Annotated in this window: 18 protein-coding genes; 7 read left to right on the top strand and 11 right to left on the bottom strand. The window is 72.1% G+C overall.

The annotated features are described in order from the left end of the window. Window positions 1-74 precede the first annotated feature (74 nt). Window positions 75-524 (bottom strand): metallopeptidase family protein, encoded by a 450-nt coding sequence (locus AC54T1_RS12435; protein ID WP_484345949.1) that lies wholly within the window; start codon window positions 522-524, stop codon window positions 75-77. Window positions 525-645: 121 nt separating this feature from the next. Between AC54T1_RS12435 and AC54T1_RS12430 the strand changes: the two genes are divergently transcribed. The 5 genes from AC54T1_RS12430 to AC54T1_RS12410 all read left to right on the top strand — a co-directional run bounded on the left by AC54T1_RS12430 (window position 646) and on the right by AC54T1_RS12410 (window position 4,196). Next, on the top strand, window positions 646-1,050 hold the full coding sequence (locus AC54T1_RS12430) for a DUF3499 domain-containing protein (RefSeq protein ID WP_496912121.1): 405 nt from the start codon (window positions 646-648) through the stop codon (window positions 1,048-1,050). Further along, on the top strand, window positions 1,047-1,355 hold the full coding sequence (locus tag AC54T1_RS12425; RefSeq protein WP_484345951.1) for a hypothetical protein: 309 nt from the start codon (window positions 1,047-1,049) through the stop codon (window positions 1,353-1,355). The genes AC54T1_RS12430 and AC54T1_RS12425 overlap by 4 nt, the downstream gene beginning before the upstream one ends. Window positions 1,356-1,364: 9 nt before the next feature. Next, window positions 1,365-2,894 (top strand): phosphomannomutase/phosphoglucomutase, encoded by a 1,530-nt coding sequence (locus AC54T1_RS12420; RefSeq protein ID WP_484345952.1) that lies wholly within the window; start codon window positions 1,365-1,367, stop codon window positions 2,892-2,894. After that, window positions 2,891-3,112 (top strand): Trm112 family protein, encoded by a 222-nt coding sequence (locus AC54T1_RS12415; RefSeq protein ID WP_484345953.1) that lies wholly within the window; start codon window positions 2,891-2,893, stop codon window positions 3,110-3,112. The genes AC54T1_RS12420 and AC54T1_RS12415 overlap by 4 nt, the downstream gene beginning before the upstream one ends. Before the next feature lie 175 nt (window positions 3,113-3,287). Further along, window positions 3,288-4,196: a cation diffusion facilitator family transporter gene (locus AC54T1_RS12410; RefSeq protein ID WP_484345954.1), complete on the top strand. Its 909-nt coding sequence runs from the start codon at window positions 3,288-3,290 to the stop codon at window positions 4,194-4,196. Between the two features lie 75 nt (window positions 4,197-4,271). On the opposite strand, the gene AC54T1_RS12405 is transcribed toward AC54T1_RS12410, so the two are convergent. The 3 genes from AC54T1_RS12405 to AC54T1_RS12395 form a co-directional block, all read right to left on the bottom strand. Next, window positions 4,272-5,213, bottom strand: coding sequence for a glycine betaine ABC transporter substrate-binding protein (locus AC54T1_RS12405; protein ID WP_496912120.1), 942 nt, complete (start codon window positions 5,211-5,213; stop codon window positions 4,272-4,274). A 90-nt stretch (window positions 5,214-5,303) separates the two neighbouring features. Continuing rightward, on the bottom strand, window positions 5,304-6,185 hold the full coding sequence (locus AC54T1_RS12400; protein WP_496912119.1) for an ABC transporter permease: 882 nt from the start codon (window positions 6,183-6,185) through the stop codon (window positions 5,304-5,306). Next, on the bottom strand, window positions 6,182-7,396 hold the full coding sequence (locus AC54T1_RS12395; protein ID WP_484345957.1) for a quaternary amine ABC transporter ATP-binding protein: 1,215 nt from the start codon (window positions 7,394-7,396) through the stop codon (window positions 6,182-6,184). The genes AC54T1_RS12400 and AC54T1_RS12395 overlap by 4 nt, the downstream gene beginning before the upstream one ends. Before the next feature lie 485 nt (window positions 7,397-7,881). On the opposite strand from AC54T1_RS12395, the gene ahcY reads away from it, so the two are divergent. Continuing rightward, on the top strand, window positions 7,882-9,375 hold the full coding sequence (gene ahcY / locus AC54T1_RS12390; protein ID WP_484345958.1) for an adenosylhomocysteinase: 1,494 nt from the start codon (window positions 7,882-7,884) through the stop codon (window positions 9,373-9,375). Between the two features lie 124 nt (window positions 9,376-9,499). Here the strand turns inward: ahcY and AC54T1_RS12385 are convergent, their stop codons facing one another. Continuing rightward, window positions 9,500-10,318, bottom strand: coding sequence for an RDD family protein (locus AC54T1_RS12385; protein ID WP_496912118.1), 819 nt, complete (start codon window positions 10,316-10,318; stop codon window positions 9,500-9,502). A 75-nt stretch (window positions 10,319-10,393) separates the two neighbouring features. On the opposite strand from AC54T1_RS12385, the gene AC54T1_RS12380 reads away from it, so the two are divergent. Continuing rightward, window positions 10,394-11,383, top strand: coding sequence for a stage II sporulation protein M (locus AC54T1_RS12380; protein ID WP_484345960.1), 990 nt, complete (start codon window positions 10,394-10,396; stop codon window positions 11,381-11,383). 6 nt (window positions 11,384-11,389) lie between these two features. Here the strand turns inward: AC54T1_RS12380 and AC54T1_RS12375 are convergent, their stop codons facing one another. From AC54T1_RS12375 to AC54T1_RS12350, 6 genes are all read right to left on the bottom strand, one after another. Then, the gene (locus tag AC54T1_RS12375) at window positions 11,390-11,512 is read right to left on the bottom strand and encodes a hypothetical protein (protein WP_484345961.1); all 123 of its coding nucleotides are present in this window, start codon (window positions 11,510-11,512) and stop codon (window positions 11,390-11,392) included. Next, window positions 11,513-12,805, bottom strand: a complete 1,293-nt coding sequence (locus AC54T1_RS12370) for a DUF58 domain-containing protein (protein ID WP_496912117.1) — start codon at window positions 12,803-12,805, stop codon at window positions 11,513-11,515. Between the two features lie 19 nt (window positions 12,806-12,824). After that, complete coding sequence (locus AC54T1_RS12365; RefSeq protein WP_496912163.1) at window positions 12,825-13,766, bottom strand: AAA family ATPase; 942 nt, start codon at window positions 13,764-13,766, stop codon at window positions 12,825-12,827. A 65-nt stretch (window positions 13,767-13,831) separates the two neighbouring features. Then, window positions 13,832-15,073: a DUF4350 domain-containing protein gene (locus AC54T1_RS12360; protein ID WP_496912116.1), complete on the bottom strand. Its 1,242-nt coding sequence runs from the start codon at window positions 15,071-15,073 to the stop codon at window positions 13,832-13,834. A 5-nt stretch (window positions 15,074-15,078) separates the two neighbouring features. Further along, on the bottom strand, window positions 15,079-15,729 hold the full coding sequence (locus AC54T1_RS12355; protein ID WP_496912115.1) for a DUF4129 domain-containing protein: 651 nt from the start codon (window positions 15,727-15,729) through the stop codon (window positions 15,079-15,081). Beyond that, a complete protein-coding gene (locus AC54T1_RS12350) occupies window positions 15,729-16,940 on the bottom strand; it encodes a DUF7847 domain-containing protein (RefSeq protein ID WP_496912114.1) in 1,212 nt (403 codons plus the stop codon). Before AC54T1_RS12350 ends, AC54T1_RS12355 begins: the two co-directional genes overlap by 1 nt. Window positions 16,941-17,012 lie beyond the last annotated feature (72 nt).

The raw sequence follows: 17,012 nt of genomic DNA, 5'->3' as shown, positions 1-17,012 counted from the left end.
CGCCCTGCTGGGACGGACCTACGAGGCTGCGCGGCTGAGGTCGTCAGCGGGGACCTCTGACGCACGCGCACAGGTCAGCCGGGATCGCGATACTGCGGGTCGATCTCCTCGGGCGGCCGGGAGAGCAGGTGCGCCACCTGCTCGACGACCACGTCACGCACGAGCTCCGCGACGTCGCGTGCGTCGGCAGCGCGGTTCTCGACCGGTCGACGGTAGATGAGGACCCGACCCGGTTGACCCGACTCCGCCGGGAAGTACCGTCCCAGCGGCACGCCGCCGTGCTCCCAGGGCGCCGGGTCGGACGGCGGCACGTCCTCGACGGCGAACTCCGTCCCGGACAGCTCCTTGCCCCAGGCCCTCTCGAGGTGCTGCACGGTCGCGAGCACGCACTCGTCGAAGCGCTCGGCACGCGTGCGGTGACCAGGGACCGACATCGGCAGGACAGGGCCGCGCAGGCCCCGACCCCGTCGGTCGCGGCGGTGACGTGGCACCGTCGGCCCGGAGGACGGTGTGAGGGCATCCATGGGGCCACTCTAGGTGCCAGGAGCCCTGAGGGGCCGCGACGGATGAACTCGCCCGTTCGTGCCGATTGCACCCGGCGTGGGAGTGCCGGGCAGCGCTCCCGGCGAGGTACCGTCGTCTCTTGTGAGTCCAGCCCGCCAATGCACCCGAACCGCCTGCGCGCGCGCCGCAGTGGCGACCCTGACGTACGTGTACTCCGACTCGACGGCGGTCCTCGGGCCCCTCGCGCTCATGGCGGAGCCCCACAGCTACGACCTGTGCGAGGTGCACTCCGACCGCCTCACCGCCCCGCGCGGCTGGGAGGTCCTCCGCCTGACGCCGGCTGGCTCGCAGGATCACCAGGATCCGCGGGACGTCGGCGCGACCGCGCCCGACGTCGCCCCGGACGTCGTCCCGGACGACCTCGTCGCGCTCGCTGACGCGGTCCGGGAGGTCGGGCGGCCCCGCCACCTCGCCGACCCGGAGCCCGTCCAGACCAGCGAGGTGGCCCGGAGAGGTCATCTGCGGGTGCTCAAGGGCGACGGGTGACTCCCGCTCCGGGGACGGGCGGTCGTCGCGGGCGCCGTCCGGCCGCGCTCGAGGTCCCGCTGGGATCCCTCAGCCAGGCGAGCGCGGCCGTGCCCGGACCCCGGCGGTGCCCGGACTGCGGCTCGTCGTCGCTCACGCGGTTGTCGCTGCCCAACGCGGCGGGCGTGGCCGCGACGTTCGTCTCGTGCCACGACTGCGAACGCACCGGCTGGTTCGCCTCCGACGACGGGCGCGAGGTGTCGCGCACGACCGTCCTGGGTGTCGACCCCGACGACGACGTCCGGGCGCTCGCGACCGGCAAGTAGGCTGCAGCCATGGACCAGACCGCCCCGGCAAGCCGCCCCCTCCATGACCTCTCCGGACTCATCAAGTCGTACGACGTGCGCGGGATCGTGCCGGAGCCGTTCAGCACGGACGTGGCGGAAGCGATCGGTGCGGCGTTCGCCACGGCGGTCGTCATCCCTGATGCCGGAGACGCCGCCGACGCGACGCCAGCGGTGCTCGAGACCCCGCCGACCGGGGTCCAGGCCCGGCCGCGGGTCGTCATCGGGCACGACATGCGCGAGTCCGGACCGGCGCTCGTCGAGGCCTTCGCCCGCGGGCTGACCGACGCCGGCATCGACGTCGTGCGGATCGGGCTGTGCTCCACGGACGGGCTCTACTACGCCTCGGGTGTGCTCGGGGTGCCGGGAGCGATGTTCACCGCGAGCCACAACCCTGCCGAGTACAACGGGATCAAGCTGTGCCGGTCAGGGGCACGCCCCGTCGGTCAGGACACCGGGCTCGGCCGCGTGCGGGAGCTCGCCGAGCAGTACCTCGGTCATGGCCTGCCGGGTGCGGCCACCCAGCTCGGCCAGGTGACGGACCGGTCCATGCTCGCTGACTACGCGGCGTTCCTGCGTGGTCTCGTCGACATCTCGGGCATCCGTCCGCTCAAGGTCGTGGTGGACGCGGGCAACGGCATGGGTGGGTACACGGTGCCCGCGGTCCTCGGGTCGGGTGCGGGCCTGCCCGCTCTCCCGCTCGAGATCGTGCCGCTGTACTTCGAGCTCGACGGGACGTTCCCCAACCACGAGGCCAACCCGCTCGAGCCCGAGAACCTGCGGGACCTCCAGGCAGCCGTGGTCGAGCACGGCGCGGACATCGGTCTCGCCTTCGACGGCGACGCCGACCGGTGCTTCGTCGTCGACGAGCTCGGGCAGCCCGTGAGCCCGTCGGCCGTCACCGCGCTCGTGGGGCTGCGCGAGGTCGCCAAGGAGATCGCGGCCGGGCGCCAGCCCACCGTCATCCACAACCTCATCACCTCGCAGGCCGTCCCGGACCTTCTTGTCGCGGCGGGCGCGCAGGTCGTGCGCACCCGGGTGGGCCACTCGTTCATCAAGGCCGAGATGGCAGCGCACGAGGCGATCTTCGGCGGCGAGCACAGCGCGCACTACTACTTCCGTGACTTCTTCTTCGCGGACACCGGGATGCTCGCGGCGCTGCACGTGCTCGCCGCGCTCGGCGAGCAGCTGCACCCGCTGTCCAGCCTCGCGGAGATGTACGAGCCGTACGTCTCCAGCGGTGAGCTCAACTCCCGGGTGGAGGACGTCCCCGCCGCCCGCGCACGAGTCGTCGAGGCGTACGTCACCCAGGAGGGGGCGGGGCCGGTGACGGTCGACGAGCTCGACGGGCTCACCGTGTCCCACTGGGACTCCCACCCGCGGTGGTGGTTCAACCTCCGCGCCTCGAACACCGAGCCGCTGCTGCGTCTCAACGTCGAGGCCGCGGACGAGGACATCATGATCAAGGTGCGCGACGACGTCCTGGCGCTCGTCCGCGAGGCCACGGAGGCAGGCGCATGAGTGCATCGACGGACCAGCCGTTCCCGCTCGACCGATGGGTGCGCGACATCCTGCGGTGCCCGGCGACAGGCGCCGAGCTCGTCGACGGCACGGGACCCCTCGGAGAGCCGGAGCTGCACTCCACGGCCGCGGAGAACCCGTTGGCGTACCCCGTCCGGGAGGGCATCCCCGTGCTCCTCGTCGACGACGCGCGCCCGCTCCTCACGCGTCCGCTCTGAGGTCCCTCCCGCCCTGCGGCTCCTGACGCGTTGCCTGCGGCCTGCCGGTTCGTTCCGGCGCGGGGAGGCCAGGGGCTGCGAGGACCGTCGACGCGCCGCGGGGACGCTCGGGGCATAGGATGCCGCGGGCATCGATGCCCGTCCGGCAGCGCTCGTCCTCGACACATGGAGCACCATGTCAGCACACGGCGGAACGAAGGCCATCGTCGCGGCCCTCTTCGCGAACCTCGGCATCGCGGTGACGAAGTTCGTCGCGTACCTCCTCACCCAGTCGTCGTCCATGCTCGCGGAGGGCGTGCACTCCCTCGCCGACTCGAGCAACCAGGCGCTCCTCCTCCTCGGCGGCAGGCGTGCACGTCGCCAGGCGGACGCCCGGCACCCGTTCGGCTACGGCCGCGAGCGGTACATCTACGCGTTCATCGTCTCGATCGTGCTGTTCAGCGTCGGTGGGCTCTTCGCGCTCTACGAGGCGTACCACAAGTGGTCCGAACCGCACGCGATCGACTCGTGGCACTGGGTCCCCGTGACGGTCCTCGTCGCGGCGATCGCCATGGAGAGCTACTCCTTCCACACCGCGATCGTCGAGTCCAACGCCGTGCGCGGCACGCAGACGTGGCCGCAGTTCGTGCGCACCGCCAAGGCGCCCGAGCTCCCCGTGGTGCTCCTCGAGGACCTCGGCGCCCTCGTCGGGCTCGTCCTCGCGCTGTTCGGCGTGAGCCTCACGCTCGTCACCGGGGACGGACGGTGGGACGCGGCGGGCACCGCGAGCATCGGCGTGCTGCTCGTGCTCATCGCTGTCGTGCTCGCTCTCGAGACCAAGTCGCTGCTCCTCGGCGAGTCGGCGACGCCGGAGCACGTCGACGCCATCGACGCGGCCCTCGTGGGGCCCGGTGTCCCGTCCGTCATCCACCTGCGGACGCTGCACCTCGGACCGGAGGAGCTCCTCGTCGCCGCGAAGATCGAGGTCGACGCCCGGGAGAGCGCCGCGGAGATCGCGGACGCGATCGACGAGGCCGAGGCCCGGGTCCGGGCCGCGGTGCCGATCGCGACCCGCGTCTACCTCGAGCCCGACCTGCGCGACTGACCCGACGCCGACCGGTCGACGAGACGCCGGAGGCCGGGCACCCCGTCACGGGTGCCCGGCCTCCGGCGCACGGACTCACTGCTCGGCGGCAGCCTTGAGGTCGTCGACGAACGTCGGGTTCTCCTCGAGCCACTGCGTGGCGGAGGCATCGTTGTCGTTGCCCTCGTTCTCGTTGAACATGATGTTCTCGAGGCTGAACAGCTGCTCGTCCGTCAGCGTGAACGCCCCGATCCAGGACGCGAGGGTCGGGTAGTCGGCAGCGAAGCCGGTCCGCCCGACGGTGTGGATCTCCTCGGCCTCACCCATCGCGCCCTCGGGGTCCTCGAGGTCGCGGACGGGGTACTCGTCGTAGGCCCAGTGCGGACGCCACAGCGTGACGGCGACGTTCTCTCCGGCGTCGGTCTTGCTCTTGAGCTCGGCGAGCATCGCGGGGGTGGAGGACTTGACGAAGTCCATGCCCTCGAGCCCGTAGGTGGGGATCGCCTCGTCCTCGGTGATGCGGGTGAGGCCAGCGCCCGCCTCGATCCCGACGAGCCGGTTGTCGAAGAGGTCGGCGTTCTCAGCGAGCTCGGCGAGCGACGTGATCGGCGCGTCCTCGTTCACGGCGATCGTGAGCACCGCGTCGTCGTACCAGACGCCCAGCTGCTCCATCTCCTCGCCGTACTGCTCGAGGTAGTCGGCGTGGGTGCTCGGCAGCCACATGTCGAAGTTCACGTCGAAGTCGCCGCCGGTGAGGCCGGTGTAGACGACGCCCGCGTCGGCGGTCTGCGTCGTGACCTCGTAGCCCTCCTCCTCGAGGATGACCTTGAACAGGTGGGAGACGGCGATGCCTTCGTCCCAGCCGGAGTGGATGCCGATCGACAGGTCGGCGAGGTCGCCGTTCTCGACCGTCGCGGCGGAGCCGCCCGTCGTCCCGGCGTCCGACGAGGAGTCCTCGTCGGAGGAGCAGGCGGTGAGGCCGAGCGCGAGAGCGAGGCCGGTCGCGACGAGCGCGGTGCGGGTGGTGCGGTGGGACATGGTTCCTTCCTGCGGGCGGCCGGTCCGGTTGACCAGTGCCCTGGGGTTGGTGGGTGGTGCAGGGGTGCGGCGGGCGGGGCCCGCCGCGGGTCAGGCCCGCGCAGAGGCTGCGCGGGAGGTCGGCGTGCGGGTGCCGAGGGCCGCGGTGACGCGGTCGAGGAACATCGCGAGGATGACGACGGAGAGGCCGGCCTCGAAGCCGAGGGACACGTTGATGCGCGTGAGGGCACCGACGACGTCCTCGCCCAGTCCGCCGCCACCGACGAGGCCGGCGATGACGACCATCGACAGGGAGAGCATGATGACCTGGTTGACGCCGGCCATGATCGTCGGCAGCGCGAGGGGCAGCCGGATCTGGCGCAGCACGCGGCCCTCGGTCGCTCCGAACGCCTGCGCGGCCTCGACGATCTCCGCGTCGACCTGGCGGATGCCCAGCTCGGTGAACCGGACCCCGGGCGCGAGCGCGAAGATCACCGTGGCGACGATCCCCGGGACGGGGCCGGTGAGGAACACGACGACCGTGGGGATGAGGTAGACGAAGGCGGGCATCGTCTGCATGAAGTCGAGGACGGGTCGCACGGTGCGCGAGACGTGCTGGTTGCGGGACGCCCAGATGCCGAGCGGGATGCTGATCGCGAGGGCGATGGTGCTGGCGAGGAGGACGAGCGCGAGCGTGCTCATCGCGTTCTCCCACTGGTCGACGGCCGCGATGACGACGAACCCGACGAGGGATCCCACGCCGAGCCGCCAGCCCTTGACGAGGAGGGCGACGAGCGCGAGGACGCCGGCGACGACCCAGAACGGTGGCGACTGCAGCACGGTCTCGAGCAGGTCGTAGCACCACACGAGCAGCGCCTTGAGCTGGTCGAACACGGCGTCGAACGTGTCGGTCACCCAGTCGACGGCGGAGTCGACGACGTCGCCCAGCTCCACGCGGGGGACGCCGGTCGAGGATGCGGTGGTGCGGCTCATGCGGCGGGTCCTTCCTCGACGGGGGAGATATCGTCTGCGCTCGCCGGCACCATGGCCTCGAGGAGCGCGACGCGGGGGATGGCCCCGACGAGCCGTCCGGCGCTGTCGACGACGGGGACGGGCAGCGCGGACTCGGCTGCCGGAGCGAAGATCTCGGAGAGCGGGGTGTCCTCGGCGACCGAGGCGACGTCGGTGCGGACGAGCGCGTCGAGCGTGCTCAGGCCGTCGCGCTGAGCGGTGACGGCCTCGTGGTCGTGGACGACGCCGATGAGCTTGCGTGCACGGTCCACGACATAGGCGGAGGACACCTGTGCCTCGCGCATGATCCGCAGGGCGAGGCGGGGTCCGCCGCTCACGGGCACGACCGCGGGAGCGCGCTGGGCGAGGCTCGCGGCGGTGAGCACGCGGGTCCGGTCGACGTCGGCGACGAACTGGGCGACGTAGTCGTCAGCGGGAGCGGAGAGGATCTCCTCGCTCGTGCCGATCTGGACGATCCGTCCGTCGCGCATGACGGCGATGCGGTCGCCGAGGAACATCGCTTCGTTGAGGTCGTGGGTGATGAAGACGATCGTCTTGTTGAGGGTCTGCTGGAGCTCGACGAGCTGCTCCTGCATCTCTCGTCGGATGAGGGGGTCGAGCGCGGAGAACGCCTCGTCCATGAGGAGGATGTCGGTGTCGGCCCCGAGGGCGCGGGCCAGGCCCACGCGCTGGCGCATGCCACCGGAGAGCTGGGACGGCAGGTGGTCCTCCCAGCCCTCGAGCCCGACGAGGGCGAGGGCCTTGGCCGCGCGCTCGCGCCGCTCGGCCTTGTCGATCCCCTGGATCTCGAGGGGGTAGGCCGCGTTGTCGAGAACGGTGCGGTGGGGCAGGAGCGCGAAGTGCTGGAACACCATGCTCACCTTGGCCTGGCGCACGGCGCGCAGCTCCTTGGCGGAGATCGCCGAGAGGTCCGAGCCGTCGAGCAGCACGCGACCGCTCGTCGGGCGCCAGAGGCCGTTGAGCATGCGGATGAGCGTGGACTTGCCGGAGCCCGACAGTCCCATGACGACGAAGATCTCTCCGGGCGCGACGTCGAACGACGCGTCGACGACGGCCGCCGTCCCGTGGCTCTTGACCTCGGCGCGGGTGGCGCCGGCCTGGAGTGCTCGGACGGCTTCCTGGGGTCGTCGTCCGAACACCTTGTAGACATTCTCGACGTGCAGTGCGGTCATACGTCACCTCGTTCGGTGCTTGCGTCGGCATGGACGGCACGGCGCAGTGGCGCCGTGGATCTCGTCCGGGCCCGGGCGGGCCTGTCCGGCCGGGTCGAGTCGCGCTGCTCGGAGCAGCCGCGTTCGGCGCGCACGGTCCCGCGAGGGTTCCGGTCGCCGCGACAGCGGGCAGGACGGCCGACGTGGGGCACGTCGGCCATGACCAGCGTGCCTCATCCAGGGGTAATGCGGCCCAGATGGAGACCGTGCGAGGCCAGAATGAGGGGATTCCTTTACCTGCGAGGCGCATGATCTCGGGGATCCTGCGAGTTATGGAATCGTTATGGTCTGGGTACTGCCGGTACCGACAAACGGTGCAGGCCCGGCGCCGTGCCGTGCGCCTGTCACCCGCCGCCGTCCCGCCCTCCCGTCTGGACGGTCCGGGGCGCGCCGGGGCGGGGCGAGTAGGCTGAAACCCCACCTGCACCCGATATCTGCGGAGCGTCATGTCCACGCGAGGTTTCAGCGAAGTCCCCGGTATGTACAAGGTCCGCGACCTGTCCCTCGCAGAGGCGGGGCGCCACCAGATCCGCCTCGCCGAGCACGAGATGCCCGGCCTCATGGCCCTCCGCGAGGAGTACGGCGAGGCTCAGCCGCTCGCGGGGGCGCGCATCGCCGGGTCCCTGCACATGACCGTGCAGACGGCCGTCCTCATCGAGACCCTCACTGCTCTGGGTGCCGAGGTGCGCTGGGCATCGTGCAACATCTTCTCGACCCAGGACGAGGCAGCCGCCGCGATCGTCGTCGGACGCGACGGCACCCCGGAGGATCCCCGCGGCGTGCCCGTCTTCGCCTGGAAGGGCGAGACGCTCGAGGAGTACTGGGAGTGCACCGAGCAGATCCTCGTGTGGCCGGGGGAGGGCGACGACTACGCCGGACCCAACATGATCCTCGACGACGGCGGGGACGCCACGCTCCTCGTCCACCAGGGTGTGGCCTACGAACGTGCCGGCGCGGTGCCGAGCGACACGCGGCCCGGCGAGCCCCACCACTCCGAGGAGTCGAACGTCGTGCTCGCGCTCCTGCGCCGGGTGCTCCAGGAGGACCCGCTGCGCTGGTCCTCCATCGCGGAGAACATCCTCGGCGTGACGGAGGAGACGACGACCGGCGTCATGCGCCTCTACCAGCTCGCCGAGGCCGGACAGCTGCTCTTCTCGGCCATCAACGTCAACGACTCCGTGACGAAGTCGAAGTTCGACAACAAGTACGGGATCCGCCACTCCCTCCCGGACGGCATCAACCGCGCGACGGACGTCCTCATGGGCGGGAAGGTGGCGTTCGTCGCGGGCTACGGGGACGTGGGCAAGGGTGCCGCCGAGGCGTTCCGGGGCCAGGGCGCGCGCGTGATCGTCAGCGAGATCGACCCCATCTGCGCACTGCAGGCCGCGATGGACGGCTACCAGGTGGCGCGGATCGAGGACGTCCTCGACCAGGCGGACTTCTTCATCACGACGACGGGCAACAAGGACGTCATCACCGCCGAGCACCTCGCGGGGATGAAGAACAAGGCCATCGTCGGGAACATCGGGCACTTCGACAACGAGATCGACATGGCCGGCCTGGCGGCCGTGCCGGGCATCGTCCGCACGGAGATCAAGCCCCAGGTGCACGAGTGGACCTTCCCCGGAGGGACCTCGATCATCGTCCTGTCCGAGGGTCGGCTGCTCAACCTCGGCAACGCGACCGGTCACCCCTCGTTCGTCATGAGCAACTCGTTCGCCAACCAGGTCATCGCCCAGCTCGAGATCTTCACGAAGGCGGGGACCGACGAGGAGTACGAGCGCCAGGTCTACCGCCTGCCGAAGATCCTCGACGAGAAGGTGGCACGGCTGCACCTCGACGCCCTCGGTGTCCGGCTCACCGAGCTGTCGAAGGAGCAGGCCGACTACCTGGGCATCGACGCCGCGGGCCCGTTCAAGGCGGAGCACTACCGGTACTGACGGACGGAACGCCCGCGGGCGGGTACGGACGACCTCCGCCGCCCGCGGGGAGCGGGTCGTCGCCCGCGGGCATCCGCGCTGGTAGTGGTGCGCGTGCACCGTGCGCCACCCGCACCATGAAGCGTCAGCTCACGGGGTCGGGGACCTCGTACGGGAGCCGGTGGACCACCTCGGCCTGCTCGAGCGCGAGGGCGTGCGCGCGTGCACCGGCGCGGCGCTCCCGGTCGCTGCGCTCCGCGAGGACCGCCATGAGGAACGCCTCAGGGTGCGTCCCGGGCGGGGGCGCAGGGGCGACGAACCTGCTGACGCTCGCTGCGAGCTCGCGCCCGACCCGGTCCCGGGAGGGCGCGTCGAGGCGTTCCGCCCGGCCGAGGAACTGGCGGCAGGCCAGGGCCAGCCCGTCCGGGAGGCGCCGCATGTCGGCTGCCGCCGCCCATGGCGCCAGCCGGGCAGGCATCGCCAGCGGGACGAGCGTGGGCCGTCCGCCGCGCACCCTGATCGCGTACGTCCCCGCGAGCATGTCGCCGACCCGACGGCCCTTGGTGTTCGACAGGGACACGATGAGCGCGACGGAGCCCGCTGTGAACCACAGCTCGCCGAGGCCCACGAGGGCGCGGACGAACGCGTGCCGCAGCCGGACGGGTCCGCCGTCGTCGCGGACGATGCGGATGCCCGCCGCGAGCTTGCCGAGAGACCGACCCCGGGTGAGGGTCTCGACGGTCGTGGGCAGGACGATCGTCACGACGACGAGGATCGCGATGAACAGGGCCGGGGCGATGTCCTCGCCGGAGACGACGAACGAGCCCGTCGTCGCCCAGAGGAGCAGCAGGAGCACGGCCACAGTGACCGCGAGGTCGATGACGCTCGCGAGCATGCGCGTCGCGAACGATGCCGGCCGGGCGTCGAGGACCACGCCCTCACCGATGACGATGCCCTCGCTCACGCTTCCTCCGGTCGTCGTGCGGACGCGGGACGGGCGCCCGTCCCACCGCTGGCGTTCTATGGCAGGGTAGCGCCCGTGGACCTCGACGCCTTCTCGGACGTGCACGCCCAGGAGTGGGCGCGACTGAGGACGCTCACGCGTCGCCGTCGGCTCACGGGCGCGGAGGCGGACGAGCTCGTCCGCCTCTACCAGGCGGTGGCGACGCACCTGTCGACCGTGCGGTCGAGCGCCCCCGACCCGGCTCTCGTCTCCCAGCTCTCGGAGCTCCTCTCGCGGGCACGCACGACGATCGCCGGGGCGCACGAGCCTGCGTGGCGGGACGTGCGGACCTTCGTCCTCGTCTCGCTCCCTGCAGCGCTCTACCGGGTCCGGTGGTGGACGCACGGAGTGACGATCGGGTGCGTCGTCCTCGCGCTCGCGGTGGGCGTCTGGGTCGCGACGACACCCGAGGGACTCGCCTCCGTGGGGCCACCCGACTACCGCCAGGACTACGTCGACACGGCGTTCGAGTCGTACTACGACCCGGGGGGAGGGTTCGCGGCCGTCGTGTGGACGAACAACGCCTGGATCGCCGCCCAGTGCATCGGTTTCGGCATCAGCGGCATCTGGCCGGTCTTCGTGCTGTTCCAGAACGCTGTCGCGGTCGGGTCGATCGGCGGGATGATGGCCGAGTACGGCCGGCTGGACGTCTTCTTCCAGCTCATCCTCCCGCACGGCCTCATGGAGCTCACGGCGATCTTCGTCGCCGGGGGAGCGGGTCTCAAGCTCTTCTGGACGCTCGTGGACCCGGGTCGACGGTCGCGGTCACGTGCACTCGCCGAGGAGGGGCGCTCGCTCTTCACGGTCGCTGTCGGGCTCGTCGGCGTGCTCGCCGTCTCCGGCCTGGTGGAGGGCTTCGTCACCGGCTCGCAGCTGCCGTGGTGGCTGAAGATCGCGATCGGGGCGGTCGTGCTCGCGGCCTTCTGGACATACGTCCTGTGGTTCGGCCGCCGCGCTGCCCGGGCCGGCGAGACCGGTGATCTCGCGCAGGACGAAGCCGGTTATGTGCTGCCGGAGGCCGGCTGAGCCTCCTCAGCCGAAGAGCATGGCGAGCGCTGGCGCGGCGGTGATGAGGATCATGGCCGCGACGACAGACAGCGCGATGCGGCGGTTGCGCCGCTCCCGTGCTGACGTTCCGTTCGGTGTGAGTCGCATCTAGAGCCTTCCTGCTGCCTTGAGTGAGAGGTACGTGTCGGCCAGCCGTGGTGCGAGCGTGTCCGGGAGACCGGAGACGACCTCGACCCCACGTCGTGCCAACACCATTGTCGCTGCTCGTCGCTCGAGCTCGGCCCGTTCCGCCGCAGCGGCGTCGAAGACGTCGGCCGCGCTGTCCCGGCCAGCGCGGAGTGCAGCGACGTCCGGGTCGGCGACGGACGCCACGACCACCTGGTGCGCGGCGGTGAGCTGCTCGACGACCGGCAGCAGTCCCGCCTCGATCGCGGCGGGTTCGAGCGTGGTGAGCAGCACGACGAGCGACCGCTGGGAGGTGCGTTCACGCACCGCCGCGACGAGTCCGGACCAGTCCGTCTCGACGAGCCGGGGGTCGAGGGTCGAGAGGGCGTCGGCGAGGCCCGGCAGGAGCCGCGGGCCGCTCAGGCCCGCGACCTGTGCCCGCACGGCACGGTCGTAGGCCATGAGCTCGACCCGGTCGCCCGCGCGAGAGGCGAGCGCCGCGAGGAGCAGCGCCGCCTCGATGCTCGCGTCGAGACGAGGCTGTGCTCCGATCCGCGCGGCGGAGGTCCGCGCGGTGTCGACGACGATCAGCACCCGGCGGTCGCGTTCCGGACGCCACGTCCGCACGACCATGCCGAGGCTGCGGGCGGACGCCCGCCAGTCGATGGACCGGACGTCGTCCCCGAGCACGTACTCCCGCAGCGAGTCGAACTCGGTGCCCTGGCCGCGTACCTGGACGGCCGCGCTCCCGTCCATCTCGCGCAGACGCGCCAGCCTGCTCGGCAGGTGCCGCCGCGAGGCGAACTCGGGCAGCACGCGCAGACGGCCGGGCACCGGTAACGACGCCTGCCGTCCGGCAAGACCGAGCGGACCCAAGGTCCGCAGGGTCACGCGGTCGGCGTACCGGTCGCCCCGGCGGACCGGGGTGAGGACGGTGACGTACCGTCCAGCCTCTCCCTGCGGGAGGTCGACCAGATGGCGGTTGTCCTCCGCGCCGGCGGAGGGTGGCCACGCGTCCCGCACGACGCCCCGCAGTGCGCGGCCCGCGCCGTTCGTCAGGACGAGGGTCGACGACACGCTCTCGGTGAGGCGTACCGCACGTGCCACGGTCCGCTGGACCGCCACGCGCCGGGGGGACGCGGCGAGCGCCGCGTCTCCGGCGCACAGGAGCGCCACGGCGACCACCCACAGGAGGAGGACGCCGCGGCTGCCCGTCCACAGGACGGGGACGAGACCGAGCGCCGTGAGCGCGACGGCACGTCCGGTGATGACCACGACGATCTCGCCCGGCCCGTCAGCGGGGGACCGGCACGGACGCGAGGACGGTCTCGAGGACGCTCTCCGCGCTCACGCCCTCGAGCTCCGCCTCGGGCCTGAGCTGGACCCGGTGCCGCAGCGTCGGGTGCGCCAGCGCCTTGACGTCGTCGGGCGTGACGAATCCACGGCCAGAGAGCCACGCCCACGCCCGAGAGGTCGCGAGGAGGGCCGTCGCCCCGCGGGGTGAGACCCCGAGAGACAGCGAGGGAGACTGCCGCGTGGCCCGGCAGACGTCGACGATGTAGCCGAGGACCTCGGGCGAGACGTGCACCCCGGCGACCTCGGTGCGAGCACGGTCGAGGTCCGGGATGCTCGTCGTGGCACGCACGCCCGCCGCGGCGAGGTCCCGCGGGTTGAAGCCTGCTGCGTGGCGGGCGAGCACCTCGATCTCCTGGTGGCGCTCGGGCAACGGCAGGACGAGCTTGAGCAGGAAGCGGTCGAGCTGGGCCTCGGGCAGCGGGTAGGTGCCCTCGTACTCCACGGGGTTCTGCGTCGCGATGACGAGGAACGGGTCGGGCAGGGGGCGCGGCTGGCCGTCGACGCTCACCTGACGCTCCTCCATCGCCTCGAGGAGGGACGCCTGGGTCTTGGGGGGCGTGCGGTTGATCTCGTCAGCGAGCATGAGGTTCGTGAAGACGGGTCCCTCGCGGAAGCTGAACTCGGCTGTGCGGGCGTCGTACACGAGCGAGCCGGTGACGTCCCCGGGCATGAGGTCCGGGGTGAACTGGACGCGGGTGGTCCGCAGGTCCAGCGACGCCGCGAGGCTGCGCACGAGGAGCGTCTTGGCGACACCTGGGACGCCCTCGAGAAGCACGTGGCCGCGGCACAGGAGCGCGATGAGCAGGCCGGTGACGGCTGCGTCCTGGCCGACGACCGCCTTGGCGACCTCGTCGCGGACCAGGGCGATCTGCGTCCGCAGGGCGCGGTCCGGCTCGGGCGCTGCGCCGGGGGCGGGCGGGGTCTCGTGGGGGTCGGGGGGTGTGCTCACGGGCGGTGAACCTCTCTCTCCAGCTCGTCGAGTTCGGTGGCCAGACGCGTCAGCTCGACGTCGCTGGAGGGTGGGGGACCGTAGATCAGCCGGTGGACGTCCGCCGGGCTGCGCCCGGACGCCCGGGCGACCGCGTCGACCAGTGCCGGTGCCCCTGCCGAGCGGGGGAGCCCGAGGCGTGCTGCCATCCGGTCGGCTGCTCCCGCACGCAGCGCCGCGCCGGCGTGCCCGCGCGCGCCGGCGCGGCGGTAGAGCCGGCCGCGGCCGCGGGTCGTCTCGGAGGCCTGCACGACGACGGGCAGGTCCTCCGTGACGACCGGCCCGAGCCGCCTGCCCCGCCACAGGGCGAGGACGCCCGCCACGACGAGGAGGTGGAGCAGGGCGAGAGCCAGCCACCCGGGCACGGCGACGCCGCCCGGGGCCGGTTCCTCGGGCAGCAGCCACACGAGGCGTTCCTCGTGCCCGAGCATGCGGAGACCGAGTGCAGCCTGACCGTTCTCGGTGATGCGTGCGTTCGTCAGCGGGGCGGGGTCGTCGAGGATGCGGACGGCGGGGTTCCCGCCCGTCACGGCGTAGTGGCCGGTGTCCGGGGCGTCGCCGAAGCACAGGACGGATGCACCGACGCCGTCGGATGCGCCGGCCTCCTCGGATGCGCCGGCCTCCTCAGATGCACCGGCACGTCGCAGGCCGGGGCCGGGGCTCGCGAGCGAGCCCGCGGCCCGTGCGTCGGGGTCCGAGCAGTCAGCGGGGAGGGGAGAGCCTGTGTCCTGCTGCCCGAGGGCGAGGTCCGGGGCGGCGGCGGCGAGCAGCTCTGCGCCCGGGGCGACGAGCACCAGCGCGGACCCGGTCTCCACGAGAGACTGCGCCACGGCGGCGTCCATCCCGTAGTCGAGCGCGACGAGCAACGTCGTCCCTGGTCCGGCGAGACCGATCGCCTCTGCGACGGACGTCGTGTGCTCGACGCGCACGCCCTGGTCGGTGAGCACGGTGGCGAGCGCTCGCGCTCCCGTGTCGTCGGCGCTGTCGGGCGAGAACGGCTCGGCCGTCGTCTCGGGTCGCACCACGACGGACACGAGGACAGCGAGCGCGAGTGCGAGCGCGGCCGTGAGCGGCCACCGCGCTGCCCGGGCGCGCGCGCGGAAACGGCCCTTCCCGGTCGTCCCGTCCCCCGTCGTCGTTCCCTGCCCGGTCGTCGTCGGAGCACCGGTGGGAGAGCGGTCGGTGCTCGTCGTCGGCATGGCCGTCACCGCGGTGCCGTCCCGGCGCCGGCCGTCTCGTGCCCGGACACGGCGCGCCGTGCGGAGGCGACCGCACTCTCGACACGCCGCATGTGCGCGTACTCGTGGGGCCCGGCGCTCGAGTCCCCGTAGAACACCGAGTCGAAGGTCGACGCCGCGGTGGCCATCTCGTCCCCGGTCCCCGGCAGGAGCGCCCCCAGCGCCGCGGCAGCCTCGTGCGCCGTTCGTCCCGGGCGGGGATCGAGCAGTGCGCGCTCCTCGCAGCGACGCACGATGGCCCGGAAGACCTCGAGGGTCGCGGCGCGCATGTCTCCCTGCTGGGCGAGGGTGGCGGCGTGCGCACTCATGGCGTCGGCCGTCCGGTCGTCGCCGTCGAGGACGGCGGGCGCCCGGCGCAGCGACGTGGTCCTGCGGAGCGGACCTGCGACCCGGAGCGCGACGACGCCGACGCACAGGACGATGAGGACGATGACGAGAGCGGCCCACGGCCCCCTGATGCCGAGCATGGAGACGTCCGCGAAGAGCCCGAGGAACCAGTCGATCACGAGATCCATGAGGTTCGGTGGTTCGTGGTACACCGGGTCCGCGAGCTCGTCGAGCAACCAGTGCCGTGCCCGCAGCGCGTCCGGGTCGACGGGGACGTCCCGGAGCAGCATCAGACCCCGTCAGCCGCCGCAGCGAGCTCGACGTCCAGGCCCTCACGCCGCATGCGCACGTCGATGTAGAGAAGCGCGACCACCGCGGAGAGGAACGCCGTCGTGATCGTGTACGCGACGACGTTGAAGGCGATGCTCACCGCGAGGGCACCGATGCCCCCGTCCGCGAACACGAGGCTCGAGATGATCGTGCCCGGCACGGCGATGATCCCGACGACGACGTTGACGATGAGGTTCGAGAGCACGTAGATGCCCAGGAGCCGCCAGAACGATCCGCGGCTCAGTGTCCAGGCCCGCTTGAACGCCGAGACGACACCCTGCTTCTCGAGCACGTACGCGGCGGGCGCCAGCAGGACGCGCATCGCCACCCAGACCGCGAGGGCGACGAGACCGACGACGGCGAGCAGCATGAGCACGGCGGCCGGCCCGGAGCCGAGGGTGGCACCCACGAGCGCGACGAGGAGGACGACCACGAACACGACGACGGAGATCGCCACGGTGGGCAGTATCGAGATGACGAGCAGGCCGCCGACCTTGCCGCGCACCTCGGCCCACAGGTCGGCCGCGGTGTAGGGACGGTTGATGACGGCCCGTCCGATGGCGACGATGAGCAGCCCGGTGGTGACGACGGATGCGAGGTACACCGCGATGGTCGTCAGGAGCGTGACGGACAGACCAGGGCCGAAGTCGTCGACCGTGAGCAGACCGTCGGGATCGATGTCGGCGACGGCCCCTGCGAGCCAGTCGTTGACGGTGGGGGCGACCGCGTACCCGGCGAGGGCCGCGAGGATCGTCGCGACGGCGATGGCGAGCGCCACGACCCCGAGCATGACCTTGGGGTTGCTCCGGATCGCACCGAACGCCCCGTCGTAGATCTCACCGAGGCTGAGCGGGCGCAACGGGATGATCCCGGGCTTGGCCGCGGGGGCACGGAAGGCGGGGCCACCGAAACCCACGGGCGCGCCGTACGGGGACGGCTGCGACTGCCACCCGCTCGCCGGAGCGGGCGGGTAGGAGCCGCTGTCGGGCTTCTGCGCGCTCAGAGGTCCTCCGGGCGGCGCGTACTGGCCGAACCGAGGCTGGGCGGGGGCGGGGGCGGGGGCGTCCCCGGAGGACGGTGCGCCGCTCGTCCCTGCGGGGTATCCCGGTGCCGGCGAGGGCGGCGTGAACGGCGCCGGGTCAGGGGCCTGGGGGTCCTCGGGCGTCGTCATCGGTGCGGCCTCTCGCTGTCGGTGCCTCAGGTACGTGGTGCGCTCGCTGGGAGCGTGAGCGGGTGCTGCGGG

It is taken from the genome of Sanguibacter sp. Z41_6 (genome assembly GCF_059621145.1).
The sequence above is the reverse complement of the archived record's forward strand: the minus strand, read 5'-3'. Positions and strand labels throughout refer to the sequence as shown.

What these genes read in the sequence shown, in the direction of transcription:
- AC54T1_RS12435 (WP_484345949.1), bottom strand. Translation starts at nt 524, where the DNA reads ATGGATGCCCTCACACCGTCCTCCGGGCCGACGGTGCCACGTCACCGC.
- AC54T1_RS12420 (WP_484345952.1), top strand. Translation starts at nt 1,365, where the DNA reads ATGGACCAGACCGCCCCGGCAAGCCGCCCCCTCCATGACCTCTCCGGA.
- AC54T1_RS12415 (WP_484345953.1), top strand. Translation starts at nt 2,891, where the DNA reads ATGAGTGCATCGACGGACCAGCCGTTCCCGCTCGACCGATGGGTGCGC.
- AC54T1_RS12410 (WP_484345954.1), top strand. Translation starts at nt 3,288, where the DNA reads ATGTCAGCACACGGCGGAACGAAGGCCATCGTCGCGGCCCTCTTCGCG.
- AC54T1_RS12405 (WP_496912120.1), bottom strand. Translation starts at nt 5,213, where the DNA reads ATGTCCCACCGCACCACCCGCACCGCGCTCGTCGCGACCGGCCTCGCT.
- AC54T1_RS12400 (WP_496912119.1), bottom strand. Translation starts at nt 6,185, where the DNA reads ATGAGCCGCACCACCGCATCCTCGACCGGCGTCCCCCGCGTGGAGCTG.
- AC54T1_RS12395 (WP_484345957.1), bottom strand. Translation starts at nt 7,396, where the DNA reads ATGACCGCACTGCACGTCGAGAATGTCTACAAGGTGTTCGGACGACGA.
- ahcY (WP_484345958.1), top strand. Translation starts at nt 7,882, where the DNA reads ATGTCCACGCGAGGTTTCAGCGAAGTCCCCGGTATGTACAAGGTCCGC.
- AC54T1_RS12375 (WP_484345961.1), bottom strand. Translation starts at nt 11,512, where the DNA reads ATGCGACTCACACCGAACGGAACGTCAGCACGGGAGCGGCGCAACCGC.
- AC54T1_RS12360 (WP_496912116.1), bottom strand. Translation starts at nt 15,073, where the DNA reads ATGCCGACGACGAGCACCGACCGCTCTCCCACCGGTGCTCCGACGACG.
- AC54T1_RS12355 (WP_496912115.1), bottom strand. Translation starts at nt 15,729, where the DNA reads ATGCTGCTCCGGGACGTCCCCGTCGACCCGGACGCGCTGCGGGCACGG.
- AC54T1_RS12350 (WP_496912114.1), bottom strand. Translation starts at nt 16,940, where the DNA reads ATGACGACGCCCGAGGACCCCCAGGCCCCTGACCCGGCGCCGTTCACG.